The organism is Paraburkholderia sp. Ac-20340 (assembly GCF_017104965.1).
Classification (GTDB): Bacteria; Pseudomonadota; Gammaproteobacteria; order Burkholderiales; family Burkholderiaceae; genus Paraburkholderia.
The window spans coordinates 24,125-48,220 of the sequence record NZ_JAAGPR010000013.1 but is presented as its reverse complement, the minus strand read 5'-3'; the positions used below and the strand labels follow the sequence as shown (position 1 = coordinate 48,220).

At 65.9% G+C, this 24,096-nt stretch carries 23 protein-coding genes; 6 read left to right on the top strand and 17 right to left on the bottom strand.

Going from position 1 to position 24,096, the window contains the following annotated elements; translation table 11 throughout:
• Nucleotides 1–2: 2 nt before the first annotated feature.
• Genes G3N59_RS17320 through G3N59_RS17310 form a run of 3 tightly spaced genes read right to left on the bottom strand, consistent with a single transcriptional unit; the run spans nt 3 to nt 1,675 of the window.
• Nucleotides 3–875 carry an anti-sigma factor gene (locus tag G3N59_RS17320; protein WP_241023517.1) on the bottom strand — a complete coding sequence of 291 codons (873 nt, stop codon included), beginning with the start codon at nt 873–875 and terminating at the stop codon, nt 3–5.
• Nucleotides 872–1,495 (bottom strand): RNA polymerase sigma factor, encoded by a 624-nt coding sequence (locus G3N59_RS17315; RefSeq protein ID WP_205983856.1) that lies wholly within the window; start codon nt 1,493–1,495, stop codon nt 872–874. Before G3N59_RS17315 ends, G3N59_RS17320 begins: the two co-directional genes overlap by 4 nt.
• A gap of 12 nt (nt 1,496–1,507) precedes the next feature.
• Nucleotides 1,508–1,675 (bottom strand): hypothetical protein, encoded by a 168-nt coding sequence (locus G3N59_RS17310; RefSeq protein ID WP_205983855.1) that lies wholly within the window; start codon nt 1,673–1,675, stop codon nt 1,508–1,510.
• A gap of 742 nt (nt 1,676–2,417) precedes the next feature.
• On the opposite strand from G3N59_RS17310, the gene hfq reads away from it, so the two are divergent.
• A complete protein-coding gene (gene hfq / locus G3N59_RS17305; protein WP_205983854.1) occupies nt 2,418–2,915 on the top strand; it encodes an RNA chaperone Hfq in 498 nt (165 codons plus the stop codon).
• Nucleotides 2,916–3,091: 176 nt separating this feature from the next.
• The gene (locus tag G3N59_RS17300) at nt 3,092–3,274 is read left to right on the top strand and encodes a hypothetical protein (protein WP_205983853.1); all 183 of its coding nucleotides are present in this window, start codon (nt 3,092–3,094) and stop codon (nt 3,272–3,274) included.
• Between the two features lie 114 nt (nt 3,275–3,388).
• Here G3N59_RS17300 and G3N59_RS17295 read toward each other — a convergent pair whose 3' ends face one another.
• The 14 genes from G3N59_RS17295 to G3N59_RS17230 all read right to left on the bottom strand — a co-directional run bounded on the left by G3N59_RS17295 (nt 3,389) and on the right by G3N59_RS17230 (nt 17,580).
• Entirely contained in the window at nt 3,389–4,120 is a 732-nt protein-coding gene (locus tag G3N59_RS17295; RefSeq protein ID WP_205983852.1) for a DUF2968 domain-containing protein, read from the bottom strand.
• 55 nt (nt 4,121–4,175) lie between these two features.
• On the bottom strand, nt 4,176–5,564 hold the full coding sequence (locus tag G3N59_RS17290; RefSeq protein WP_205983851.1) for a sigma-54 dependent transcriptional regulator: 1,389 nt from the start codon (nt 5,562–5,564) through the stop codon (nt 4,176–4,178).
• Between the two features lie 9 nt (nt 5,565–5,573).
• Nucleotides 5,574–7,490 (bottom strand): TadG family pilus assembly protein, encoded by a 1,917-nt coding sequence (locus tag G3N59_RS17285; protein WP_205983850.1) that lies wholly within the window; start codon nt 7,488–7,490, stop codon nt 5,574–5,576.
• 1 nt (nt 7,491) lies between these two features.
• Nucleotides 7,492–7,890: a DUF3613 domain-containing protein gene (locus G3N59_RS17280; RefSeq protein ID WP_241023516.1), complete on the bottom strand. Its 399-nt coding sequence runs from the start codon at nt 7,888–7,890 to the stop codon at nt 7,492–7,494.
• A 64-nt stretch (nt 7,891–7,954) separates the two neighbouring features.
• Nucleotides 7,955–8,806 (bottom strand): pilus assembly protein, encoded by an 852-nt coding sequence (locus tag G3N59_RS17275; RefSeq protein WP_205983849.1) that lies wholly within the window; start codon nt 8,804–8,806, stop codon nt 7,955–7,957.
• Between the two features lie 94 nt (nt 8,807–8,900).
• Complete coding sequence (locus G3N59_RS17270) at nt 8,901–9,938, bottom strand: type II secretion system F family protein (RefSeq protein ID WP_205983848.1); 1,038 nt, start codon at nt 9,936–9,938, stop codon at nt 8,901–8,903.
• Entirely contained in the window at nt 9,935–11,077 is a 1,143-nt protein-coding gene (locus tag G3N59_RS17265) for a type II secretion system F family protein (protein ID WP_205983847.1), read from the bottom strand. The genes G3N59_RS17270 and G3N59_RS17265 overlap by 4 nt, the downstream gene beginning before the upstream one ends.
• Nucleotides 11,070–12,410, bottom strand: coding sequence for a CpaF family protein (locus G3N59_RS17260; RefSeq protein ID WP_205983846.1), 1,341 nt, complete (start codon nt 12,408–12,410; stop codon nt 11,070–11,072). Before G3N59_RS17260 ends, G3N59_RS17265 begins: the two co-directional genes overlap by 8 nt.
• Before the next feature lie 3 nt (nt 12,411–12,413).
• Nucleotides 12,414–13,652, bottom strand: a complete 1,239-nt coding sequence (locus G3N59_RS17255) for a fimbrial protein (protein WP_205983845.1) — start codon at nt 13,650–13,652, stop codon at nt 12,414–12,416.
• A gap of 57 nt (nt 13,653–13,709) precedes the next feature.
• A complete protein-coding gene (locus G3N59_RS17250; protein ID WP_205983844.1) occupies nt 13,710–15,161 on the bottom strand; it encodes a pilus assembly protein N-terminal domain-containing protein in 1,452 nt (483 codons plus the stop codon).
• Nucleotides 15,162–15,217: 56 nt separating this feature from the next.
• Complete coding sequence (gene cpaB / locus G3N59_RS17245) at nt 15,218–16,150, bottom strand: Flp pilus assembly protein CpaB (RefSeq protein WP_205983843.1); 933 nt, start codon at nt 16,148–16,150, stop codon at nt 15,218–15,220.
• A gap of 79 nt (nt 16,151–16,229) precedes the next feature.
• A complete protein-coding gene (locus G3N59_RS17240) occupies nt 16,230–16,775 on the bottom strand; it encodes a TadE/TadG family type IV pilus assembly protein (RefSeq protein WP_205983842.1) in 546 nt (181 codons plus the stop codon).
• Nucleotides 16,772–17,275, bottom strand: a complete 504-nt coding sequence (locus G3N59_RS17235; RefSeq protein ID WP_205983841.1) for a prepilin peptidase — start codon at nt 17,273–17,275, stop codon at nt 16,772–16,774. The genes G3N59_RS17240 and G3N59_RS17235 overlap by 4 nt, the downstream gene beginning before the upstream one ends.
• 134 nt (nt 17,276–17,409) lie before the next feature.
• The gene (locus G3N59_RS17230) at nt 17,410–17,580 is read right to left on the bottom strand and encodes a Flp family type IVb pilin (protein WP_205983840.1); all 171 of its coding nucleotides are present in this window, start codon (nt 17,578–17,580) and stop codon (nt 17,410–17,412) included.
• Nucleotides 17,581–18,295: 715 nt separating this feature from the next.
• Between G3N59_RS17230 and G3N59_RS17225 the strand changes: the two genes are divergently transcribed.
• The 4 genes from G3N59_RS17225 (at nt 18,296) to G3N59_RS17210 (ending at nt 24,048) form a co-directional block, all read left to right on the top strand.
• A complete protein-coding gene (locus tag G3N59_RS17225; protein ID WP_205983839.1) occupies nt 18,296–19,873 on the top strand; it encodes a collagen-like triple helix repeat-containing protein in 1,578 nt (525 codons plus the stop codon).
• 71 nt (nt 19,874–19,944) lie between these two features.
• Nucleotides 19,945–21,441 carry a collagen-like triple helix repeat-containing protein gene (locus tag G3N59_RS17220; RefSeq protein ID WP_205983838.1) on the top strand — a complete coding sequence of 499 codons (1,497 nt, stop codon included), beginning with the start codon at nt 19,945–19,947 and terminating at the stop codon, nt 21,439–21,441.
• Between the two features lie 283 nt (nt 21,442–21,724).
• Nucleotides 21,725–23,398 (top strand): POTRA domain-containing protein, encoded by a 1,674-nt coding sequence (locus G3N59_RS17215; RefSeq protein WP_241023524.1) that lies wholly within the window; start codon nt 21,725–21,727, stop codon nt 23,396–23,398.
• A 176-nt stretch (nt 23,399–23,574) separates the two neighbouring features.
• Nucleotides 23,575–24,048, top strand: coding sequence for a DUF2147 domain-containing protein (locus G3N59_RS17210; protein ID WP_205983836.1), 474 nt, complete (start codon nt 23,575–23,577; stop codon nt 24,046–24,048).
• The last annotated feature ends 48 nt before the right edge of the window (nt 24,049–24,096 follow it).

Genomic DNA, 24,096 nt, shown 5'->3' with positions numbered 1-24,096 from the left:
CCTCACCACTGCGCCGCGTTGCCGCCGAGATCGCCACACACGTCATAGGCAATCTTGCGCAGACGGCCCTCCGAAGCCGGACCGGACAGCGCATAGCCCATGCGGTCCGTGCTCCAGTAGAAGGTGCGGCGGCCGCCGTCGCGCAGCAGTTGCACCGCATCGCGCTCGCGCCCCGACGCGCTCACGTACAGCGTCAGTCGTTCGCCCGCGCCGTTCTGGTACATGAACTGCGCGGCCGGTCCCGAGCCGCCCGGCAACAGCCGTCCGCCGACGAGCGTATAGCCGTATTCGCCAAGCGGCGGAATCGTCAACGGCCGGCCGAGCCGCTTCGAAAGCCATGCGACCAGATGCGCTTCATCGGCCGCGCCGACTTCGACCGGATGACGCACCTCGGGCGAATACACGGCGTAAGCCACATCGGCGCGGCGTGCGAAGTTTTCCGTGTCGCTTGCGAGCATGGTGTTGTCGTGGCTCTCCACGCTCGCGCGATGCGGCGACCACGCCGATGCAAGCTGTGGCGCGACCTGCGGCACGAGCGAGCCCGCCGCCACCGTGAAACCCGCGCCCACGACCGCCCACGCCGCTGCGATGCCGGTGCGCCGCCACCACGGATCGCGCCGACGCAACACACGCCAGGCCAGTGGCGCGGCCTCCTCCCCTGCCGCGCTCAGGGCTTGCAGCGCGGCCTTTTGCGCACGGTAGTCGCCAACGCGCCGCGCGGCCGTCTCATCGTCGAGCAGCCGTGCCGCCATGGCCGCGCGGGCATCGGGCGGCAGTTCGCCATCCACGAAAGCGCCGAGCGCGGCGAGATCGGCTTGCGCATCCGGCACGGCCGATAGCGCGCCAGGTTTGCGTTCGAGTTCGTCGTCGTTCATCGCGTCGCTCCCCCTGATTTGCCGATTGCCTTGTCGGCTTCGTTGCCGACTTCCTTGCCCACGATCCTGAGCGTGGCTGCGTGGCGCGCCGTGTCGTGTTGCGTGTCGTGCGTGCCTTGCTGTTCCGCATCCCGGTCGAGCAGCACGCGTAGATGCTCGCGTGCGCGCGAGAGTCGCGACATCACCGTGCCCGTCGGTACGCCAAGCACCGCGGACGCCTCCTGATAACTCAATTCCTCCACGCCCACCAGCAGCAGCACCTCGCGTTGCGCGGACGGCAACTGATAGAGCGCGCGCTGCAGATCGCGCAGCACGAGGCCGTCGACCTCGCCGTGTGGCGCCTCCAGCGTGCGCCACGGCGCGCTTTCGTCGTCCATCGCGATTTCGCGGCGGCCGCGCAACTGGTCGATATAGATGTTGCGCAGGATCGTCAGCAACCACGCGCGCAGATTGCTGTCGGGCCGGAACGAGGACGCGCGGGACAGCGCGCGCTCGGCGGCGTCCTGTACGAGGTCGTCGGCCCAGGCGGCGTCGCCCGTGAGCGTGCGCGCGTAGCGGCGCATGCGCGGCAGTTGCGCCACGACCTGCGCTTCGAATTCCTGTGAGGGGCGCCCGAACACGATGCGCGCCGCTCAGTAGCCGCCGCCCGACCCGCCGCCGGAGCCGCCGCCATAGCGGCCGGAGGAACTGTTCGACGCTCCACCGCCCGAATTCATGTCGCTGCACGCGGCGAGGCTCACGCCCGAGAGCGCAGCCGACGCAAGAATGAAGAGACAGAGAACACTGCGAACACGCTTCATGACGATCTCCCGCCCGTGCACACGCCACGGCGCGATGCCGCTGCGATTGCCTGGGATAGCGAATTGCCGATGCTTGCCGATACCTGCGGATACCGCCCGCAACGAACGCATCGACATAGTGTTAAACGGGACTTGCGCCGCGCTTATTCCTGAAGATCGTCATTAGCGCGATTTTTTTCTGCATCGGCTCAGGCACGTGCGCAGCCGCACGGTTCGCGAGCGGCGTACTCGGGCAAAGTCAACGCCATGATCGCGATAAAGAAGTACGTAACAAACTGCAACACGCGTGTGACTGGCGTGCTGGCGATCGAAGCATGATTTCCGCCGACAATTGCAGACGATTCGCCGGTGCACGGCGGCAAAATCAGCGTGAATCCGGCGCGCAATCCCGCGCGTCATGGACTACCCTGTTGAACGTACGGGCGTCATCTGCGTCCAACTGTCACAGATCGCGCCCCGCTTTCGTGTATTGTTTCAGAACTGCGCAACATTGCGCCGCGCCCGCGAGCTTCGCTGCGGCGCGCGAGATCGACCATTCGGGTATCGCTGTTTTTTCGCTCGTCATGCACGGGGACGCATCGATGCACACCCGCCGGCAATCTGCCGCGCCGACCGTGAGCCGGTATAGTTCTGCAGTAAAGTACGTCCACGCACGCGCGCTTCGCCGGCACAAGGTAGAATCCCGGCGAGCAAACGTTTCCAATTGAATTGCGGCATTGAGCCGCCCGGCCAGAATTCGTCCATGCCTTCCGCAGAATCGCACCCGCAAAACGACTTCATGAACGCCGCGCGCAAAGAGCGCAAGCGCGTCGAAATCTATCTGGTCAACGGCATTCGCCTGACTGGATGCATCGAGTCGTTCGATCAGTACCTGGTGATGCTGCGCACGCCTGTTGGCCTGCAAGGCATCTACAAACGCGCCATCTCCACCATTCAGCTCGACACCGGCACGCGTCCGGGTCCGCGCACGCCGCGCCCCGCGCACGGCGAGCACACGAGCCGCGGCCCGCACGGCAGCCACGGTGGTCACGGTCCGCGTGAAAACCGCGAATCGCGCGAGCCGCGTGAACCCAGAGAGCCGCGCGAACCGCGCGAGTCGTGGTCGGCGCCCTCTTCACCTTCCTCGCCCGACCGTTCGTCGCCGTCGCAGGACGGCCCGGTGGTCGTCACGCGTCGCCGTCGTCTGTATGGCGCCGTGAACAACGGCGGCAACGGCCAGGACGGCTCGAACAACAGCTAAGCCGGCTGGCGTTCTCCAGCGAGCGGCGCACCCTGCAGCCGCTTGCTGGATCAACGATGCGCGCTGCCCGCGCGCGTCGCTCCTCTCGCGCGTCCCAGCGCGAAAACACCCTGCCATTCAAGGGTTGAGCGTTTGCGTTATCCTGATTGCGACCGACCTCGCAACCGGAGCACGCCATGAGCGCATCCAAACCGAAGTCCCCGCCGCCCGCGCAGGAAGATCCGCTCGACGAAGCGCTCGAGGAAACCTTTCCGGCCAGCGATCCGATCTCGATCGACCCATCGCCCGCGCCCGCCCCGCCCCAGCACGAAGACAAAGCGAAGAAGGGTCACGACACCCATCGACACGGCAAGCATTGAGCCGGCATGGCGCTCGTCGCTTCGTTCATCGCCTCGTTCATCGTTACGCGCAATGAAAAAAGGCGGCCCGTCGAAGACGTCCGCCTTTCTGCTACACCTACACAAGCCGATGCTTTAGTGGACCGGCAAACCGCCTTCCACCTGACGCTGCAGATCGCGCACCTGGCGCTGCACGGCGCGCAGTTGATCCTGCGCGGCCGACTTCTCGGCCTGCAACGCGTTAGCCTGATCGCGCGTCTGCTTCTGCTGATCCGCGACGATCGCCTGCTGTTGCTGCGCGACCTGAAGGTCGGCCTGCAGACGGTTCGCGTGATCCTGCGTCAGCGCAATCATGCGGGTCGTGAACGCCTTTTGCGCATCCAGACGCGTGCGGCGGATCTCGACGTCCGACAGCTGCAGCGTCTTCTGCACGAAATCGCGATAGATCAGCTCGGCGCGCGACTCGTCGCTCGTCTTGATGACGCGCCAGAACGTCTTGTTCTGGAACAGCGCCACGTAGTACGTCATTTCCTTGCCGTAGAACAGCAGGCTCGCGCCATACGTGCCGTTGTAAGTCGTGCGCAGCTCATTGAGCTCCGAGCCGCGGATCATCTGCTGCAGCTCCGCCACATTGCCGGCGGCGCTTTGCTGTGCTTCGGCCGGGGTCAGTGCCGTGGGCGTGCCCGGCAGCGGCGCCGCCTGAGCGGCCTGAGCCTGCTGCACGGATGCGCCGGTGTCCTGCGCCGCGCCTTGAGCCGCCGCGTTTGCAGCGCTATCGGGCATCGGTTGCGCACAACCGGATTCAACACCCCCGATCAACAAAAGCGCGGCCAACGCGACTTGTCGAACTCTCCACTTGTAGTCCATGAAGTCCCTGTTTTGAACAGTTCTATTTTTACGATTTTACAAATCGGCACAATTATTACTCACTTTCGCCGGTTGCGGGTTCCTCGTCGAAAATTTGGTACTTACGGATCTTTTCCCACAACACTTTTCGACTAATTCCGAGGAATTGGGCCGTATCTTTGCGACGCCAACCGTTTGCGTCGAGCGCCGAGAGCAAACGGCCCCGTTCGGCCATATCCCATTTGCTACGGTCGACGATGGGTGCGGCGGGCTCGGTCGCGACCGGTTGCGCACCGCCCGAACCGGCCAGCAGACGGCGCAGCCGCGTGGCGTCCCAGCTGCCCATCTGGCGCACCGTGACGCCCACCCGCTCGGCCAGGTTGCGCAGTTCGCGCACGTTGCCGGGAAAGCGCATCGCCGCGACCGAATCCGCCAGCCAGTACGGCAGTTCAGGCAGCGCCTCGAGGCGCTCCTCGCCCACCACGGTCGCAACGAAGGCCTTGAAGAGCGCGATCTTGTCGACCGCGCCGCGCTCCTCCAGCGACGGCACGCTCAGCTCGATCACCGCAAGCCGGTAGTAAAGGTCGGCGCGGAAATTGCCGTCCTTCACGTACTGCGGCAGATGGCGGTTGGACGCCGCGACCAGGCGGAAATCCACCTTCAGCGGCGTGGACGAGCCGATGCGCGTGACCGTGCCGTCCTCCAGCACGCGCAGCAGCTTGACCTGCTGATACAGCGGCAGATCGCCGATTTCGTCGAGGAACAGCGTGCCGCCGTCGGCCTGCTCGAAATAGCCTTTGTGCGCCACCGCCGCGCCCGTAAACGACCCTTTCGCGTGGCCGAAGAACAGCGATTCGAACAGGCCGTCGGGAATCGCGCCGCAGTTGACCGCGACGAACGGCCCGGTGCCGTAGCGGTTGTTCTTGCGATGCAAAAGCTCGGCGATGCGCTCCTTGCCGGTGCCGGTCTCGCCGTGCACGAGCACGGTGGTCTCGCAGTCGGCGAAGGTGTCCACTTCCCTGAGCAGCGAGCGCATGGTGTCGGATTCGGCCACCAGCACATCGGCGCCCGCCGTCTGCGCGGAGTGCGCGCGCAGTTGCACCACGAGTTTGGAGACGAGCCCGCGCAACTCGGCGCAGGTGAAGTCGAGCGGCAGGATATGCGAGTACTCGGCGGGATAGGAGCCCGGATCGTTGTCGCGGGGCGCGGCGCCCACCCAGATCACGGGCATGCCGTGGGTGGCCTGCCAGTCGCGCAGCACCAGCGCGCCGGTATCGATCACGCTCACGCTGACGACCGCGATCGACGCGCGCGCGGCAATGCGCTGCGGCGAGATGGCGGTATCGTCGGCGCGGATCACTTCGACGTCGAGGCTCGCCATGCAGCGGGCGACGCGCTCGACGATATCGGCTTTGCCTTCCCAGACGTAGAGGTCGAGTTCCTCGATGGGGGTGGTGGTTCGCATCGTGTCTTCTTATTTGACGAGTGTTGCGACGCCGCAGGCGAGCGGATAGTCGGTCACGGTCGCGACGCCGAGCTGGACACCGAGCAGTTGCAGCAAGGGGCCGATCAGCACGGTGTCGAGACCGCTGAGTATGGGGGCGAGGACCGTGGACAGCACGGTGGTAACGATCGGCATGACGATGCCGTCGATGAGCGCGCTCACCGGCGCCAGCAGCAGCGAGCTCAGCACGCTACCGAGCCCACCCGACAGCAAGGTCAGTTGCAGGCCGTTCGAGCTCTCGGTCAGTTGGCTGAGCTGCGTGACCGTCGACTGGAGCGTGTTGTTCAGCACCGCGCCAATCTGGTTCGAGTTCACCGAATTGCCGGCCAGCGGATTGCCGTCGCCGTCGAATACGAGTGTCGAGGTCGTGGGACTGACGACCGGCACCTGCAGCGAAGGCGCACTGACGGTCGCGACGTTCGCGCCGAGCAGCGTGATGCTAGCCAGCGTCCAGCGCGAGTTCGTGCCCGAGCACGAGAAGCCGCTCACCTGATTCGCGGTCACGCCCGCCGCCAGCGGCGTGCCGATACACACGTTGGCCAGCCCGGTCTGCACGCCGATGGTCTGCGTGCTCGCGGCCCGGGTGGCCGCGCACTGCGCGGACTGGAGCCACGCCTGACCCTGCCCCACGACCACGTAGAGCGGCAACTGCACCGTGACGTCAAGCAGATAAGGCAGCAGCAGATAGTAGCCAATGCCCTGGCTCGTCGAGATCGTGGCGTTCACGCCCAGCAGAATCTGCGCGGTCGTCGCCATCGTGCGCCACGTGGTCGTGCCCGCGATATAACCGGGTTCGCCCACCGCAATCGTGGGCGGCGAAATCACCTGCAGCGTCAGATTGGCGCTCACCGGCAGCACACCGCTCAGGCCGGTCAGATCGACGTTGAGGGCGATCGGCGACTTGCCCGCCGCCGCGATTTCCGCGCCGACGATCAGCATCTGCAGCACGTTCACCGTCGCATCGGCGGCATATTGGGCGTTGGCGACGCCCAGTTGCAGCAGCGCCTGCGACCCGCTGATCGACGCGAGCGAAATGGCGTTCGACGAGCCTTGCGGGACCAGCGAGGCAATCGCCGTCAGCGCGTTTTGCGCCGCCGAGACGTTGGCCGTGAGCAGCCCGTCCTTCTGCACCGCCTTGAGCAGGATATTGGCGAGCCCGGTCACGGAAGTCTGCGCCGCCAGCAAGCCGTCATAGGTGCCCGCCGAGGTCGCCACGGCGGCCAGATCCGCAATCTTGATGTTGGCGTTGGCAAGACCGTTCCACGACACCGCATCGAGGGTCACCGACGTGCCGCCCAGCAGCGAGCTGAGCATACCGTTGAGCAGATTCACCTGCACGAGCGAAGTGCCCACCTGGAACGAGCCGACCACCGCCGCCTTGGCGGTCGCGCTGGCCGTCAGCGTGCGCTGCGGCCCGACGAAGAAGTACGGCACGACCTTCGTGACCGTCACCTGCACGCCGTTGAGCGGCGACGTGGCGCCGCTCGTGACGAAGGTCATGCCGCCGCTCGCGCTCGAATCCCAGCGGCCGCACTGCACCGCAAGCGTGCTGCTCGTGCCGCTCACGGTAAAGCCGTTGCTCGACGCATTCGCTTTCGCGGTGGCCAGCGGCTGTACGCAGTTGTCGTCCATCTGCTGCACGGCGGCCAGCGCCGCGAGATCGGCGACATTCTGCAGCGCGCGTTTGGACAGATAGAGATTCGCCACGTCGATCACGCCCAGCGCGGCCACGGCCACCACGATGCCGATCACCGCGACGATCGCAAACGAGCCGCGCTGACGTGACCGCTGCCCGCACGCGGACGACGACGCGCGCCGGCGCGACGACGGGCGCGCGGGCGCCCCGGGCGTGCCCCGGCGAACCAGCCAGCGGAATTGCCAGGCCATCTCAGTACGCGCCGCCACCCGACGAGCCCGAGCTGCCGCTACCCTGAGCGCCGCCGGACTGCATCGTCGATCCGAAGCTGGCCGGAATCGGCGTTTCGAACGACTTCATGTAGCGCTGCCACGCGTAACCCGCTTCGGCGCCGAGCATCGGCTGCGCGGGCGCGGCTGCGGCGTTGCTGCGCTGGAGCTCGAGCCACGCGTGAGTCGAGTGGCCGATTTCGGTATTCGACACCTTTGCCGCTTCGACCTGCGTTTCCACCTGCGTGTCTGCCTGTGCTTGCGCCTGCGCCGCGGGGGACATCGCCGCGATCATCGCCACCGCGACGAGCATTGCCGCTGCGCCTGCCGTCTTGCCGGAACACACCATGCCGAACGTATTCTCAATGTGGTTTGTTTTCATCATCTCTCCCCGTGTTGCTCGCCGCGCGATGCAGTAGCGCTGTCGCACCGTCACGCGTGCGTCGTCATTGCGCGAAGCGCTCGACCAGACGCGGCTGCACTTCGCTGTTGGGCCAGTTCGCCTGCGCGCTCGCCAGCGCGCGCGGCGCCGGAATGGCCGCGATCTTCGCGACGCGCTGCGCCTGCTTTTCCATCGTTTCGCGTTGCTGGGCGACTTCGCGCGCACGCTGCACGTCGCGCACTTTCTGCGCATCGCTCATGACCGCGGCGCGTGCGACGGCCGGCAAGCCCTGCTGCGTCATCATGGCCTGCGCGTCGGCGTCGCTGCCGCTCGCCTCGAGCAGCAGCGCCACATTGGCGACGATCTTCGCGTTGTGCGAATCCAGTTCGAGCGCCTTGAGCAGCGGCACGCGCGCATGCGCCACATCGCCGTCGCGCAGCAGCGCATAGCCCTGGTCGGACAGCGTGGTCGCATCGGTCGGGTCCAGCGCCGACGCCTCGGCCAGTTCCTGCGCCGCCTTGTGGAAGTCGCCCGCAGCGCCCGCCAGCAGACCCAGACCGCGATGGCCGCGCGCGGCCAGCGGCGTATCGAGCAACTGCGCGTACGAGAGCGCACTCGCGCTCGCCTGCCCGGTCATGCGCAGAGCGTCGGCGCGCAGCACGATCGAATCGGGCGTCTTGCCGTATTGCCGCTCGAATGCATCGATATGCGCGAGCGAGGCGTAATAGATCCCTTCGGCCTGCATGCGCGCGATCAGGCCGAGGTACATCCCCGGCGTGTCCGGCTTCGCCTCCTTGCTGGAGTCGGCGCGCATCTGCATTTCGGCCTGCGCCTGCGGGCCCACGCCATACCCTTGCTGCGTGCCGCAGGCGGCCAGCGCCATCGCGAGACTCGCGCCCAGCGCAAGGCGAGGCATCCAGGCACGCGCGCGGCGTGTGTGTGTGCGTGTGACCAATGTGAAATTCTTCATGACGATTCCGGCCGTATTCATGGCATTGCGACGTTGGGCCTCAACGATGGATCTGTGACAGCGAATGCAGGACGGCAATCACGCCAGGCCCGGCCGTGACGATCAGCAACGCGGGCAACAGCGTCACCACCATCACGCCGGTCATGCGCACCGTGAGCTTGCCGATGCGCTCGCGCAGCGTCGCCCGGCGCACTTCGCGCAGACGTTCGCCGAACTGTTTGAGCGGTTCCTGCACCGCGCCGCCGTGTTTGTCGACCTGCACGAGCAGGCGGATCACCGCACGCAGGTCTTCGTTTTCGTAGATCGTCGCCATGCGTTGCAGCGACTGCTCGCGCGTGCGGCCGGTCACGAACTGGCGCTGCGCGATCTCCATTTCGCTGGCCAGCACCGGCAGCACGAGGCGGAATTCGTTGATCAGCACCTGCAGGCTCTGGTCGAGCGACAGCCCGACGCCTTGCAAGAGACGCAGCAGATCGACGAGCATCGGCAATTCGTCGGCGACGGAATCGAGACGGCGGTGCGCGCGGCGGCCAACCACGAACTTCGGCAAAAGAAAGCCAATCAGCAAGCCAAACGCTGCATATGGAATCGCCTTGCTGTCGTGCGCAATGGCGTACGAAGCACCCAGCACGGCAAGCAGCAGCGCACTGGCGATACGAATGACGAAATACAGGCCGCGCGAGCGGGCGTCGGCGTAACCGCATTGATCGAGCAGACGACGGTCTTCCTCGGCGACGATCAACCGGCCCAGCGAGGTATCGAGCCAACGCACGCCCAGATTGCTGAGCGAATCGACCAGGCCGGGTAAACCGTTGCGCTTGCGGGCGCTAGCCGCCACTTCAGGATTCGCCGATGCGTTGCGCGCCGATCCTGCTGATCCTGCTGATCCCGCCGCACCGCCCTGCGCTGCCGCTGCGCCGCCCATGCCGCTTGCCGCACCGGTGCGTGCGATCGCCTGTTCGAGCGTGCGCGCGCTCCTGCGCGACGCAGCGATCCGCTGGCATGCCAGCACGGCCAGCAACGCACATCCGAGGGCCCCGAGCAGCAAGGCGAGCGTACCGAAAGCCTGCGCGCTCACATCACCCCCCTGATACGGGTGAGCCGATACAGCAGGAACGCGCCGGCGACCTGCAGGCCCACCGCCACATAGACGAGCATGCGCCCCGAGCCGTCGTTCCACATCGCACCGAAATACTTCGGGTTAGTCACGATCAGAAACCCGCCGATAGCGATCGGCAGCAGCGCCAGCACCCAGGCGGAAAGCCGCGTTTCCGCCGACATCGCGACCAGTTCGCGCTGCGCCTGTTCGAGATCGCGCATGAAGGTCGCCATGCGTTCGAGCATCACGTCCGCGCGGCCGCCGTAACGCACCGACAAACGCAGCACCGCGCCCACGAGTTCGAGTTCGCCGGTGCGATAGACCTGCGAAACCTGGTGCAGCGCGCGGTCGATTTCGACGCCCGAGCGCAGCATGCGCGAAACGTGATCGAGACACTCGCGCAGCGGCGCTTCGGTCGTCACGAGCGCGGCCTGGAACGCCGCCGGAACGCTATTGCCAAGTACGATCAGCCGCACGATGCCATCGAGAAAGGACGGCAGTTGCGCCACGATGCGCGTGCGGCGCCGTTGCATGCGCATCGACAATATGAAGGCGACAAAGACCGTTATCGCCACCAGCATTGCGATGGCAGCCGCCGCGCCGCCGAGAATCAGCGCCCACAACGTCAGCGCGAACGTCACGAAGCCGATGAACGCGAGCGGCTTGCGCGCATCGACGATGCCCGCACGGCTCAAGGTGTGCTGGAACGCGAGCGCCAGACGCAGGCGCCAGCGCTGCAGCGTAGAGACCGGCACCGCTGCCGATGCCGATCCTGCCGATGCCGTCGAGCCCGCGCCGCCGCGCGTCGCCGCATTACCGCCGACATAGGCCGCGCGCAACGAATCGGCATTCGATGCACCTTTTGATGCACCTTTCGAAGCGCCGTTCGCGCCGCCCGCAGATCCACCGGCCGTGGCGCCCGCGAAACCGCCGCTGCTGAATCCGGCGGTGCCCACTACGGCGGTCGCCGCGCCGGGGTTCGCAGCCGCCACGCGGCTATCGACGAAACGCGTCACGCGCTCGCGCGACGTGCGCTGCTGCGCACGCTGCCAGAGCAACAGCCCGGCGCCCGCGCACAACAGCGCGAGCCCCACAGCGAGCGCGAGCGCGCTAGACATTGAATCCTCCATCGCGCCCGCCGCCGAAACCGAAGTTCGACGACGCCGACACCGCCTGGCGGAAGCGCGCAAGCTTCGGCGAATGCGGGTGGATGCCGAGCGAATCCCAGCGGTCGACTTCCTCGCCGTCGGGCGTCGTGGCCGGCTCGTAGCGGTACAACTCCTGGGTCGCGATGATGTTGTCGGCGAGACCGGTTACTTCGGTAACCGAAAGAATCCGGCGTCGGCCGTTGGAAAGACGTCCGATCTGCACGATGAAATCGATCGCATTGGCGATCTGGCGGCGCAGGCTGTTTTCCGTGCCCTGAAAACCCGCGAAGCCCGCCAGCATTTCCAGGCGATAAAGGCATTCACGCGGCGACGAAGCATGCACCGTCGCCATCGAACCGTCGTGGCCCGTGTTCATCGCCTGCAGCATTTCCAGCACTTCGCCGCCGCGCACTTCGCCCACGATGATGCGGTCGGGGCGCATCCGCAGCGTATTGCGCAACAGGTCGCGGATCGTCACCACGCCCACGCCGTCGAAACCGCCCGGGCGGCTTTCGAGCCGCACCACATGCGGGTGATTGAGCGAGAGTTCGGCCGTGTCTTCGATCGTCACGACGCGCTCGACATCGGGGATGTAGAACGCCAGCGCGTTGAGCAGCGAGGTCTTGCCCGAGCTGGTGCCGCCCGACACCAGAATATTGCAGCGCGACTGCACGGCCGCTTCGAACAGCGCGCCAATCTCCGTGCCGAAGGTGCCGTTGTTGACCAGATCGTCGGGGCGCAGCGGGTCCTTGCGGAACTTGCGGATGGAAACGATCGGCCCCGCCAGCGACAGCGGCTCGATGACCACGTTGATACGGCCGCCATCGGGCAGACGCGCATCGACCATCGGATTCGATTCGTCCAGCCGACGGCCGATGGGCGCAAGAATGCGCCGCACGATCCGCAGCAGATGGGCGTTATCGGAGAAGCGCACCGGAATCTTGGCGAGAATCCCGTGGCGCGACACGTACACGTCGTTATAGCCGTTGATGAGAATGTCTTCGACGGCCGGATCGGACAGCAGATCCTCGATCGGCCCGAAGCCCGCCAGCTCCTTGGTGAGCGCCTCGGCAATCGCGCGCACCTCGCTTTCGTTGATCGGGATGTGGCGCAGGCGCACGAAGCTGTCAATTTCCAGATCGACGAACTGGTTGATCGCGTGGCGCGACCAGCGGCCGAATTCGGCGCCCAGCTCTTCGATGCGCGTGAGCAGGTGCTCGTGCGCGGCGTTCTTGATGTCCTGGAACTGCTGGCTATGCGCGAACAGCGGCGCGTCGTCGGCAAACTCGATGTTATCCGCCATGGTCTACGAACGCTTCGATGAGTGAGGGAAAAGACCGCGCAACGGGCGCCGCAACGCGTCAAGTTTGTTGGGCGTGCGCGAGCGCATGCCGTCGAGTTGTGCCGCAAGCGCTTCGAGCGCGCGCACGTACGGATCGCGCGGCGAGCTGTCGGCCAGCAACTGGCCGCGATTGGCGGCCTGACACAGCGCCACGCGGCGCGCGGGTAGCGCGCCGGCGAGCTCGATCCCCAGACGCTCGGCGATCTGCGCCGCGCTCAGGTCGATTTCCGCTTCGTACTGGTTGATGACGAGGCGCAGATGATCGTTCTCGACGCCCGCCTCGCGCAGCGTTTCCAGTTGACGCGAGGCCGTGACGATCGAGGCGACGCTCTGGTCGCACACCAGCCAGACCTGGTCCGCCGCCTGCGCGACTTCATGCACGAATTCGCTGTTGGTGAAGCCGCCCAGATCGACGATCTGCTGGTCGAAGAACGCGCGCAGACGCGTGAGCAACGCCACCGCCGACTGATAGGACACTTCGCGAAACGCACTGAGATCCGATGGCAGCGTGGTCAGTGCAAGGCCGCTCTCGTGACGCGCGAGCGCCGTGTGCACGAAGGTCTGATCGAAGCGATTCAGATTGCGCACCGCATCGACGAAACTGAAACCGTTGCCTGCGTTCAGCAGCAGCGCGCCGTCGCCAGCCGGCAGGCCCAGATCGAGCAAGGCCGCGTGGCGGTTGGTCGGCGCGCCCTTGCGCGCCAGCATGGCGCCCAGGCTCGCGGCCAGCGTCGTCACGCCCATGCCCGAGCGCGCGCCGAGCAGCACCGTGAGGCGGCCATGACGGCTCACCGGTTCGACGCGATTGTCGAGCACCTGCTTGACGATTCTTAAGGCATCCTCACCGTCTCCGGCTACATCGACGAAATCGCGCACGCCGGCGCGCAGCGCGGAAAGCGCGCTTTCCGGTTCGCTCAGCGTGCCGAGCGCGACCACCTGCAGACCCGGAAACGCGGCATGCGCGGCGGCGGCGACGGCGCTCGCGACCGCGCCGCGTCCCTGCGAAAAATCCACCAGCAGCAGCGATGGCATGTGCTGGGAAATGCGCTGCGCGACCAGCCCGGGGTCGAGCGCAACCGATTCCACCTTGCCCGCAGAAAAGAGCGTCTGCGCCAACCATCGCGCATGCGCGTCGTTCGCCGAGGCGAACACGAACGAGTCCGCCACGGTGCGTTCAGTCATCAAGTGCGCTCTCGCATTCATCACTGGCTCCTGTTGAGACGAACCCGGGCTTCAGCACCGAATCCTCTCCTGTGCAACTCAAGGCAAAAATCCCGGCACCGGCTCGCGCGCCGCCGCCCCGCCGATCAGCGCGCGCCATACCGGCGCATTACGCTGTTCGGCCAGCTCGCCCGGCGACGAAGGCAGCTTTGCGCCCTTCGCCATCGGCGACACCAGATGCGGCGTGACCACGATCACCAGTTCTCTCTCGTTCTGCTGATAGCTCAACTGCTTGAAAAACGCGCCGATCACCGGCAGGTCGCCGAGCAGCGGCACCTTGTTCACATTCGAAGCCGTCTCGCGATCGATCAGGCCGCCGATCACGAAACTTTCGCCATCGCCGAGTTCGATCGTCGTCTCCGTGCGGCGCGTGGTGAGCGCGGGCACCGACACGCCGCTGATCGTCACGGCGTTCGTGTAATCGAGCTGGCTCGCCTCCGGCGCCACCTTCAGCGCGATACGTTCGGGCGACAGCACGGTCGGCGTGAGCGACAGCCCAATGCCATACGGCTTGTATTCGATCGACGTCGACCCCAGCGCCTGCGGCACCGGCACCGGAATCTCGCCGCCTGCAAGGAAGCTCGCGCTCTGGCCAGAAAGCGCCACGAGCGTCGGCTCCGCCAGCACGCGCGCGAGGTTGTTCGTCTCCATCAGGCTCAGGTCGGCGGACAGTCCATGCGAGGCCGACGAAAACACCAGGTTGAATGCCGAGGAAATCGGCAAGCCCGCCGAGATCGACGAACCCGACGAGCCGGTGCTCGACGAACTGACCGACGACGGCGAGAACGTGCCGAACGAAAAACCGTTGTTCTGGCGATAAAAGTTAAAGCCGATTTCCTTCAGGACCGTGCGGCTGAATTCCACGACCCGCACGTCCACCTGCACAACCGCGCGCGTGGCGATCGTCGACGTGTCGAGCACGTTGCCGTCGCCGCTGCCGCCACCGCTCGCATCCTTGCCGCCATTCGCTCCGTTACTGCCGCCACTCTTGCTGCCCTTGCCGCTTGCGCCCACCGATCCCTCGGCCGCATCGACCGCGCGTTGATGGCGCTCCATCGTCGCGGCGCTGCCGGTGATGATCGCCGTGCCGCCCAGCACCTTGACGTCGGGCGTGCCGGGACCGAGCAGCGCACGCGCCGCATTGGTCGTCACGTTGACGACGAAGGTGCGCTGCACGCCGCTTTCCCACACCATCACATTGGTGGTGCCCGCACCCTTGCCGACCAGCAGCAGACCGCCTCGCCGGTCGCCGCGCACCACCAGCACGTCGGCCACCGACGGGTCGCCCACCGCCACGCGCGTGAGCGCGCCCGTGACCGGCAAGGTGCGCTGCTCGCCCACCGCGATATCGAAGCTCGACGGCAACGGCTCCGTTGCCGCCGACGCGCCGCGCACAGGCGGCGCAGCCAGCGCGACCGAAGTGGCGAGAGCGAGACCGCCGGCGCAAGCGGACGCGGCCACAGCCACGGCAAAAATCCTCGTAATCGTCATCGTGTTCCTGCTTGTTTTGTCTGCGGCCACGTCATGCGCGGCGCGCTTTTTTCCGCTTACCAGGCGACCGTTTCGGCTCGCCCACCCCGTATCACTTCGAGTCCGCCGCGTGCGGGTGCGCCCGCCTGACGCGGCACGACCGGCGCAACCGGCTTCGGTGCGCTGCCGCCTGCCAGCTGGTCGAGCGCGATCCCCGCTGCGGCGCGCGTCGTGCCTTCCGGCGTGTCTTTCGAAACCACTTTCAGTACGCCCGGCTGCGGACCGAACGCCGTCGGATCGACCTGATCGTCGTCGGTCGGATTGCGCAGCGCGAGGATCAGTTGTCCCTGGCTTTGCGCAAGCGATAGCTGATCGACCTGCGTCACCGGCACGGCGAGCACCGCCGTGCGCGGCACGGCGTTCTGCGCGCCGAAGTTGCTGGTGCGCTGACCGTTGGCCATACCGTCTTCGGCTTGCGAGCCGAACACCAGCACGCGCGCCTTCGAGATCAGCAGACGCGCCTGGGTGCGGCCCACTTCGCCCGCGCCCGTGCCGCCGCCGTCGCGGCGCAGCGTGAAGAACACATCGACAAAGTTGCCTGCGTGCAACTGGTTCCCCACCGCATTGGTTTCATCGACCTTCACGGCCACAGCGCGCTCGCCGGCTGCGAGGCTCGCGGCAAGGCTGGAGGACAGTTGTTGATCGAGCACCGGCGTATCGGCGGCGATATCGGTCAGCGGCACGCGGCCTGCGACGAGCGCGCTGTCGCCCACCGAGCCGATCGGGTGAATCGGCAGCGGCTGCACGCGCAGCGCGTCGGCGGGAATCGGCTGGCCCGCGCTCAAGGTGCGCGTGGCGACCACGACGGGCGTCAGCGCCTGCATGGTGGCCGCGGGCTGCGCGACCGGTTGCGGCGCCGGCGCGCGACGCCACATCATGATTGCGAATATCCCGAGCATGAGCGCGGCAGCGATCAGGAGTCCTGCAGCAATTTTTGTCAGATTGGCCATCAACGATGATTCCAGATGCGTACAGGAAGTGCGGAACGTGCTGCGTGTGGCGTAAGGCCGGCAATGTTGGGTACGGGCTTCACAGGATATTTACCGGATCGAGTTGCACCGTGGCCTGGCCCGCGAGCGTGGTCGGCGATATCAATCCCATCAACGGCAACGGCGGCAGCAGCGGCTTCGAACTCCACGGATAGGTCAGCGTGATCTGCACACAGTCCATCGCTGTGTTACTGGTACAACCGGCCGGCGCCGTGCTGATGGTCTGCGCGCAACTCGGCGCCTGCGCCATCCAGCTCACGCTCGCCAGCGCGCGCGTGCAGGCCGCACTGGCCCGACTGGTGAGCGCCGCCGACGTGGTCGTCGCGTACTGATAGGCGAGCGCCGCACGGGCGCCTTCCGCGGCGGCCGAAGTCAGGCTGTGCTGCACGAGAAACATCATGCTGTACATCACGATCGCGTAGAGGATCACGAAGAACAGCGGAAAAGCGAGCGCGAATTCGATGGCCGCGACTCCGCCCTGCAGCTGACGGCCAGCCACGCGCCCGCGGCGTGCGGCACGTCGATTGCAGCTGTTTTTGCGCACGCCTTCCTCGCGAGCCTGCTGCGTGAACGCACGCGGATTCATTGCAGGCCTCCAGGCGTCATCTGGATCGCCAGCCACACGAGCGCCGGCACCGTAAGGAAGGCGGCATACGGCGCACCACGCCGTTTTCCCGATTCGCCCGACGTCGTCGACACACCTGACGTAACGGTACGTGAGCGATTTCGTAACATAGTCAGCATGACGAACGAATGAACGAGCGCAACGATGCTTGCAACGACCCACAGATCGACCAGCGCCGGCATGCCGCACCACGCACCGAGCACCGCAAAGACCTTGACGTCGCCCGCTCCCATCATGCCGAGCACGAAAAACGGCATCAGCGCCGCCAGCCCCACGGCCGCCGCTGCCAGCGCATGAAGAACGCCGAGATGCGCCGGTCCCGCGTGCATGCACGCTGCCGCCAGCGCGGCGCACAAGCCGGCGCCCACGAGCAGGTTCGGCACGCGTCGGGCGCGACAGTCGCAGACAGCGACCGCCACCGCCCACGCCGCGAACACGAGGCTGGAGATCAATGAAGTCATCGCGGATAGACGTGCAGGCACACCGCGCATGCCGGATCAACGGCGCACGTACAGCGCAACTGCTACGTTCAGCTGAATGAATTTGCGCGATCGTCAATAGCAATCACGCCGCGCGCCATTCGTCCGTCCCTGTGTTACGGAACGGAAATCTGCGACGTAATGTAAGTGAATACCGATTCCAGCTTGGTACCCAGACTCGTGACGCTCGCTACGATGACCACGGCAATGAGCCCCGCGATGAGCCCATATTCCAGCGCCGTAACCCCGTCTTCCGACTTGATGAATTGCTTGAACAGCTTGTTCATTTCGGCCCTCTCTCTTTTATAGCGCTCTCACGCTGATCTGCATCGGCGCCTGCGTATGCTATTTGAATAGCGCCGATACATCCGGTCCACGGACTCATGACTGTCCGTCAACAACGATGGCCGAATCGTAAGCATTCCCCTCGGTATTGCCCACGTGCAGCTCTGCTTTGTGTTGTTTTGTGCCAGTGCGTTTTTTATAGCGTAACCCAAAACGTTACGCAATCGTTCGTTACGCAACAGACAGGTCGTAACGTCATTATCGGCATAGCCGTTTTAGCGCTGACTCGGGATAAACCATTACATAACTATTCAGGACTCGCAAACCATTTTTACGCCAAACGTTTAACCGCATAAATGTGTGCGAGCGCCACGATTCATTCACACGCAAGGCGTCTGCTGAGCATGCGATTTCCCAATACGCATAAACACTGATGTCGTTACCCCCGCCGCGCGTAACACCACGCGCGCCACGTTACGTGACGTAACGCATGCCACGCCGTTACCCCTCGTTTCGATCCGCTTTATTCGTTTGACGAAACGATCCGTCAAAGGCTTGTCACGCCTTGATTAGACGAAATCCTCAAGACGCGAATGACGCTGTTTTTCAGGTGCGATTTCGAATTGGCACAGCTGTTGCAGTGTAAGAGGCGCAGGTCTGACAAACCGAGCACAAAACACAAGACAACACACACACCATACGAGACGAGGGCACACCATGAACAACCAGCGCATTGCACACGCAGCACGCCTCACGGCCATCGCAGCCACGATCGCCACCCTGCTTTCCCTGACCGCCTGCGGTGGATCGGGATCGCTGAGCAGCGGCACCGGTTCGAGCGGCAGCGGTTCCCTGGAAACCAGCGGCGGCACGAGCGGCACCAGCGGATCGACCAGCAGCGACGGCAGCACCGGCACGAGCGGCAGCACGACCACCGGGGACAGCAGCACCGGCACCACCACCACCGGCGATTCGGGCACCGGCAGCACCACGACCGGCGACAGCGGTTCGGGTAGCGGCTCGGGCGACACCAGCAGCGGCGGCACGGGTACCGGGACCGGCACCGGCACCGGCACCGCCACTTCGGCCAATGCCGTCGGCCAGGTTGTTGCCAAGACCAGCAGCGTAGTCAGCGATCTGGGCTCGACGGTGACGGGCGTCGGCACCACGATTGCCTCGACCTCGCTGCCCGGCGTCAGTTCGTCGACGACGACGGCCGCAGGCGGCATCGTGCAGAACGTCGGCGACGCAGTCTCGACGCTCGGCAGCGGCCTCGCATCGGGTCTCGGCCAGCTCGGCTCGACGAGCGACCCGGTCGGCACCACGCTGTCCAGCACGGGCGGCGTCGTCAGCGACGCAGGCAAGGCAGTCACCAGCACGGGCGCACTCGTCACGAGTCTCGGCAGCGGCACGCTCGCGCCGCTGGCTGCTGTCACGACGCCGCTGGGCACCGCGGTCAGCACGCTCGGCACGGCCGTGACGAACGCCGGCAGCACGCTGACGACCGCGCTCTCGACGGGTCCGGTGCAACAGGTCACGCAAACGCTCAGCTCGGCGATCACGCCGATCACCTCGGTGGTCGCTTCGACGACGCAAACGGTCGGCACGGCCACGGGTCTCGGCACGCCGGTCGCGGGTCTGCTGCAAACGCTCGGTAGCGGCCTGCAGACGGCCGGCTCGCTGGTCGCCTCGTCCAGCACTTCGAACCCGGTCACGACGGGCCTCGGCAACCTCGTCTCCGATACCGGTTCGACGGTCGCGACCGCCGGCAATCTGCTGACGGGCAGCAGCTCGAGCAGCACGAATCCGGTCACCGGCCTCCTGAGCACGCTCACCGGCGGCCTCACGGGCGCAACGAGCAGCTCGTCGGGCAGCACCACCACGGTTGGCGTTGGCGCAGGCTTGGGCGTGACGACCAGCTCGAGCGGCAGCAACCCGCTCGCTCCGGTCACGGGCGCCCTGACGACGGTGACCTCGGCGCTCACCTCGGCCACGGGCGGCAGCACCGGCGCGCTCGCACCGGTCACGAGCCTCGTCTCCGGCGTGGTCGGCACGCTCACGAGCACGGTGAACAGCGTGGGCACGGCGGGCGGTTCGATCGTCGCGGGCGCGGCTGTCGCGGCTGGCACGAAGACCACCAGCACGTCGACTTCGTCCAGCTCGACGAGCAGCTCGAGCACGACGCCGGCGCTTTCGCTCAGCTCGCTGACGGGCGGCACCTCGGGCAGCAGCACGACCAGCCCGCTCTCCGGCCTCACGTCGCTCGTAGGCGGCCTGCTCGGCGGCAAGAAGTAAGCGGCCCGCGCTCGCCCATCGCACATTACTCAATTCGCATCAACGTCCCCATTCGATCAGGAGACAGCGTCATGTCCAGCCGATTCAACTCGATTACCGCCGCGCGCCGCGCCAGCGAATCGAAGCAAAACGCGAATATCGAAGCCAATATCGAAGACAACAGCGCCCGCGCCGCAGTCGTGCGCACCCTGCGCCTGAGCGCCCTCGCCGCGGCCATCGCCTGCAGCGTCGCGGCCTGCGGCGGCAGCGGCTACACGCCGCCCTCGGCCTCGACGGGCTCGGACGGCAGCACCAGCACGACCGGCTCGACCAGCAGCGGCACCGGCACCAGCGGTTCGACCTCGGGTGGTTCGAGCTCGGGCGGCAGCACCAGCGGCTCGACCGGCACGTCCGGCGTGGTCACCGCCGTCGCCAAGACCACCGACGATCTCGGCAACGCGATCAGCTCGACCACCCTGCCCGGCGGCGTCAGCTCGCAGGTCACCTCGGGCCTCGGCTCGACGGTATCGAGCACCGGTACGGTCGCCAGCGCACTCGCCGACGCCGTCTCGAACGGGCTCGGCCAGACCGGCTCGACGGCCAATCCGGTCGGCACGACCGTCGCCGGTCTCGGCAATGTCGTGAGCGCCACCAGCGGTGTGGTCGAAGGCCTCGGCACGACGGTCAACGGTCTGGGCAGCGGCCCGCTTTCGCCGCTCGCCCCCGTCACCACGCCGGTCGCCAACGTGCTCGACACCACGGCCAGCACCGTCAACGCCACCGGCAAGATGCTCGGCAACGCGCTCTCTTCGGTGCCGGTGCAGGAAATCACTCAGCCGATCAGCACGGCAATCACGCCGATCGTGCTGACCGCCGGCCTCGTCACGCAGCAAGTAGGTACCTCGACGGGCCTGGGCACGCCGGTCTCGGGGCTGCTCGCGCAACTCGGCGGCGCGGTGCAAACGGCCGGCGCGACGATCACCTCGACGGCAGGCACGAGTTCGAGCGGCGCGCTCGGACCGCTTTCGCCGGTCGGCGCCGACGTAGGCACGCTCGTCAGCGCACTCGGCAACACCGTCACCAACGCGGGCGGCCTTGTCGATCCGAACGCCGCGAACGGCGCTGCGCCGATTCCCGGTCTGATCACGAGCCTCGTCGGCGGCACCACGGCCGTCGTCGCCAGCGGCACGCCGACCGGCGTTTCCGCCAACGGCCCGCTCGGCCCGCTCAACGCGGTGATTGCGAGCCTCGGCCTCGGCAGCTCGCCGCTCGGCACGATCACGAGCCTGACCGGCACGACCAGCGGCACGAGCGCGCTCACCAGCGGCCTGTCGGGCGTACCGATCGTCGGCGGACTGCTTTCGGGTGTGGTGTCGACGGCCAGCTCGGCGACCGGCACGGCAACCAGCGGCACCACGGGCACCACGACCACGAGCGGCGCAGGGGCGCTGCTGCAACCGGTGACGGCGCTCGTCAGCACGGTAACGGGCACGCTCGGTTCGACCACGGGCACGAGTTCTTCAAGCAGTTCTGGCACCACGAGTACATCGGGGGGACTACTGAGCAGCTTGCTCCACAAGCTGCCGTAGCGCGCGCAACAATCATCGGGCAACATGGGCGCTGCGTGGCGCAGGGTCCGGAGAGGGATACCGCGCCGCGTCTGGCCCAGGCATGACAGGGACAGGTCGTACGTAGTACGCAGGAATAAAAAACACAGGCAATCAGGGAGCCACAGATCGCCGCAAAGGCGACAGAAAGAGGCGGCGCGCACCGGATGTTCCAGGGAACCGGTGCGCGTCGTCCGACAAGTCCGAGGGCAGTCCGATGAAAGGCGCAGTCGCAGAATGGGCCGTGCTCGCCGCGTTGGGAGTAATGGCGGGCAGCGGCTTGACGGGGGTGGCAGTAGCACAGCAAAGCAGGCCGGCGTCGGGCGGTAATCCAGCAGCAGGGAACCCGCTCGACGCACTGCCTCAGATCAATGCTCCACAGAAGGCGCCGAATGTCACGGTGCAGGTGGAACAGCAGACGCCGCAGTTGCAGCAGTTACTCGCTACGCATATCACGCCGACCACGTTCAAGGTCGAGGGCGTGAAATCGATTCCATTCGACGAGGTCGCGAAACGCTTCGCGCCGCTCGCCAATCACGACATCACGATCGGCCAGCTCATCGAGACGGCCAACGGCGTGACGAAGCTGTATCAGGAGCGCGGTTATGCGCTCTCGTTCGCGTTCGTGCCCGCGCAGGATTTTGCGGGCGGCGTGGTGCGCATCACCGTGGTCGAAGGTTATGTGAGCGCGGTGAAAGTCACCGGCAAGCCGGGCAAGCTCGAAGAGAAGATGCGCGCGATCGCCGCTCATATCGTCGATGACCGGCCGCTGCGCACCGCCACGTTCCAGCGCTATATCAACGTGCTCGGCCTGCTGCCGGGGCTCAAGGTGAAGGCCAACGTGCCGCCGCCCACCAGCACCGACGGCGCGACCACGCTCGAACTGGACGCCACGCAAAAACCCTATGACATCAGCACCGGGATCGATTTCAATCACCCCGGCGTGCAGGGTCTGCTCACGCTGACCGAAAACGGCCTCACGCCCTTCGGCGAGCAGCTGAGTGTTTCAGCGCTGCTGCCCAAGGGACGCGATAACGTGACGTATCTCGCCGCGCACGCATCGGTGCCGATCGCGAGCAACGGCCTCGTAGCGAAAGTGGATGCTTCGCACTACCGAGGAAACCCCACCGACAATCCCGGCTTGCCGAACTACGTCGAGCGCACGGTGATCAGCGACAAGATCACGGGATCATTGTCGTATCCGCTGCTGCTCAGCAATACGCGCAGCGTGGTGGGTACGGTCAGCGCCTACGCGACGCATGACGAAGACCGCTATCACAACACCGTCAACGGGCTGCAGTATGGCTTGACCTCGCAGGTGCGCGTGATCCAGTTGCAGGCCGATTACACCGATGTGCAAACCGGTCAGGTGCGCAAGGCGAGCATTGGCGTGGCGAAGGCGTTCAACATTCTGGGCGCGTCGAAGTCGGCGGATACCAATATTCCGGGGCTTACGCTGCAAAATCCGGCATCGCTGAATTTCGTGCGTACCAATGCGTCGTTCTCGCAGACCAACGAATGGCCAATGGGCTTCGGCACCACGGTCGCCGTGATCGGCCAATACAGCCCGGTGTCGTTGCCCACCTCCGAACAGATTTCGTTCGGCGCGCAACGCTTCGCGGCCGGCTATCAGCCAGGCGAAGCATCGGGCGATTCGGGCTGGGCGTATTCGCTCGAATTGAACCGGCCGCTGAAGATCGGTTCCGTGTGGCTGCAGACGATCACGCCGTACGTGTCGTTCGATATGGCGCGCGTTTATCTGCATGCGGGCACGCCCTCGCCTTCGCGGCTTTCATCGGCGGCGATCGGCTTCCGTCTCACCGACGGTCGCTACTACAGCGTGGATCTCTCCGTGGCAAAGGCGCTCGCCGATGCACCGGTCGAGAGCCCGTCGCGCAGCCCGCGTTTCAACGCGACGTTCTCGTATCAGTTGAACTGATCCGACCTGATCTCACGAGCGGGTATGCGCCGTGCGCTGCGCGGCCGTACCCGCCGACTAGAGTTTCTCCTCGCAAACGCGGGCGGCGCTTTCGCGTATCCTGCCCTGACCGTCGTGCTCACGCGGCCCGACGCGAAGCGGTACATACATAGATAAACATCAGTGGAGGAAGACACATGAAGGCATTCAATCCGGCATTGGCACGCGCAGCGCGTCAGATCGCGCTGGCCGGCGCGCTGCTCGGCGCCGTGGTCGCGGCGCACGCACAGGCGAATTCGCCGGTCGGCGTGTGGCAGACCATCGACGATCATACGGGCCAGCCGAAGGCGCTCGTGCAGATCAGCGACGACGGCAGCGGCGCGCTCTCCGGCAAGGTCATCAAGGGTCTGGGCGCGAACGATCAACCCGATCGCCGCTGCTCCGCCTGTACCGATGCGCGCAAGGATCAACTGATCCTCGGCATGACGATCATCGACGGTATGAAGAAGGCCGGCGACGAATGGGACGGCGGCAACATCCTCGATCCGGAAAACGGCAAGATCTATCGCTGCAAGATGCACACCGAAGACGGCGGCCAGAAACTGGTCGTGCGCGGCTATATGGGCATCTCGCTGCTGGGCCGCTCGCAGACGTGGGTGCGCCAGCAATAACGCCGTAAAGCAGACTGCATGGCGCGACTGCACCGCGCAGATAAAAAC

Excerpts from the sequence above, each read along its gene's own strand:
- G3N59_RS17300 (WP_205983853.1), top strand. The coding sequence starts at position 3,092 with ATGAGCGCATCCAAACCGAAGTCCCCGCCGCCCGCGCAGGAAGATCCG.
- cpaB (WP_205983843.1), bottom strand. The coding sequence starts at position 16,150 with ATGGCCAATCTGACAAAAATTGCTGCAGGACTCCTGATCGCTGCCGCG.
- G3N59_RS17295 (WP_205983852.1), bottom strand. The coding sequence starts at position 4,120 with ATGGACTACAAGTGGAGAGTTCGACAAGTCGCGTTGGCCGCGCTTTTG.
- G3N59_RS17235 (WP_205983841.1), bottom strand. The coding sequence starts at position 17,275 with ATGACTTCATTGATCTCCAGCCTCGTGTTCGCGGCGTGGGCGGTGGCG.
- G3N59_RS17280 (WP_241023516.1), bottom strand. The coding sequence starts at position 7,890 with ATGAAAACAAACCACATTGAGAATACGTTCGGCATGGTGTGTTCCGGC.
- G3N59_RS17210 (WP_205983836.1), top strand. The coding sequence starts at position 23,575 with ATGAAGGCATTCAATCCGGCATTGGCACGCGCAGCGCGTCAGATCGCG.
- G3N59_RS17240 (WP_205983842.1), bottom strand. The coding sequence starts at position 16,775 with ATGAATCCGCGTGCGTTCACGCAGCAGGCTCGCGAGGAAGGCGTGCGC.
- G3N59_RS17275 (WP_205983849.1), bottom strand. The coding sequence starts at position 8,806 with ATGCCTCGCCTTGCGCTGGGCGCGAGTCTCGCGATGGCGCTGGCCGCC.
- G3N59_RS17285 (WP_205983850.1), bottom strand. The coding sequence starts at position 7,490 with ATGGCCTGGCAATTCCGCTGGCTGGTTCGCCGGGGCACGCCCGGGGCG.
- G3N59_RS17320 (WP_241023517.1), bottom strand. The coding sequence starts at position 875 with ATGAACGACGACGAACTCGAACGCAAACCTGGCGCGCTATCGGCCGTG.
- G3N59_RS17230 (WP_205983840.1), bottom strand. The coding sequence starts at position 17,580 with ATGAACAAGCTGTTCAAGCAATTCATCAAGTCGGAAGACGGGGTTACG.
- G3N59_RS17310 (WP_205983855.1), bottom strand. The coding sequence starts at position 1,675 with ATGAAGCGTGTTCGCAGTGTTCTCTGTCTCTTCATTCTTGCGTCGGCT.
- hfq (WP_205983854.1), top strand. The coding sequence starts at position 2,418 with ATGCCTTCCGCAGAATCGCACCCGCAAAACGACTTCATGAACGCCGCG.
- G3N59_RS17260 (WP_205983846.1), bottom strand. The coding sequence starts at position 12,410 with ATGGCGGATAACATCGAGTTTGCCGACGACGCGCCGCTGTTCGCGCAT.
- G3N59_RS17225 (WP_205983839.1), top strand. The coding sequence starts at position 18,296 with ATGAACAACCAGCGCATTGCACACGCAGCACGCCTCACGGCCATCGCA.
- G3N59_RS17265 (WP_205983847.1), bottom strand. The coding sequence starts at position 11,077 with ATGTCTAGCGCGCTCGCGCTCGCTGTGGGGCTCGCGCTGTTGTGCGCG.
- G3N59_RS17215 (WP_241023524.1), top strand. The coding sequence starts at position 21,725 with ATGGCGGGCAGCGGCTTGACGGGGGTGGCAGTAGCACAGCAAAGCAGG.
- G3N59_RS17290 (WP_205983851.1), bottom strand. The coding sequence starts at position 5,564 with ATGCGAACCACCACCCCCATCGAGGAACTCGACCTCTACGTCTGGGAA.
- G3N59_RS17255 (WP_205983845.1), bottom strand. The coding sequence starts at position 13,652 with ATGAATGCGAGAGCGCACTTGATGACTGAACGCACCGTGGCGGACTCG.
- G3N59_RS17250 (WP_205983844.1), bottom strand. The coding sequence starts at position 15,161 with ATGACGATTACGAGGATTTTTGCCGTGGCTGTGGCCGCGTCCGCTTGC.
- G3N59_RS17220 (WP_205983838.1), top strand. The coding sequence starts at position 19,945 with ATGTCCAGCCGATTCAACTCGATTACCGCCGCGCGCCGCGCCAGCGAA.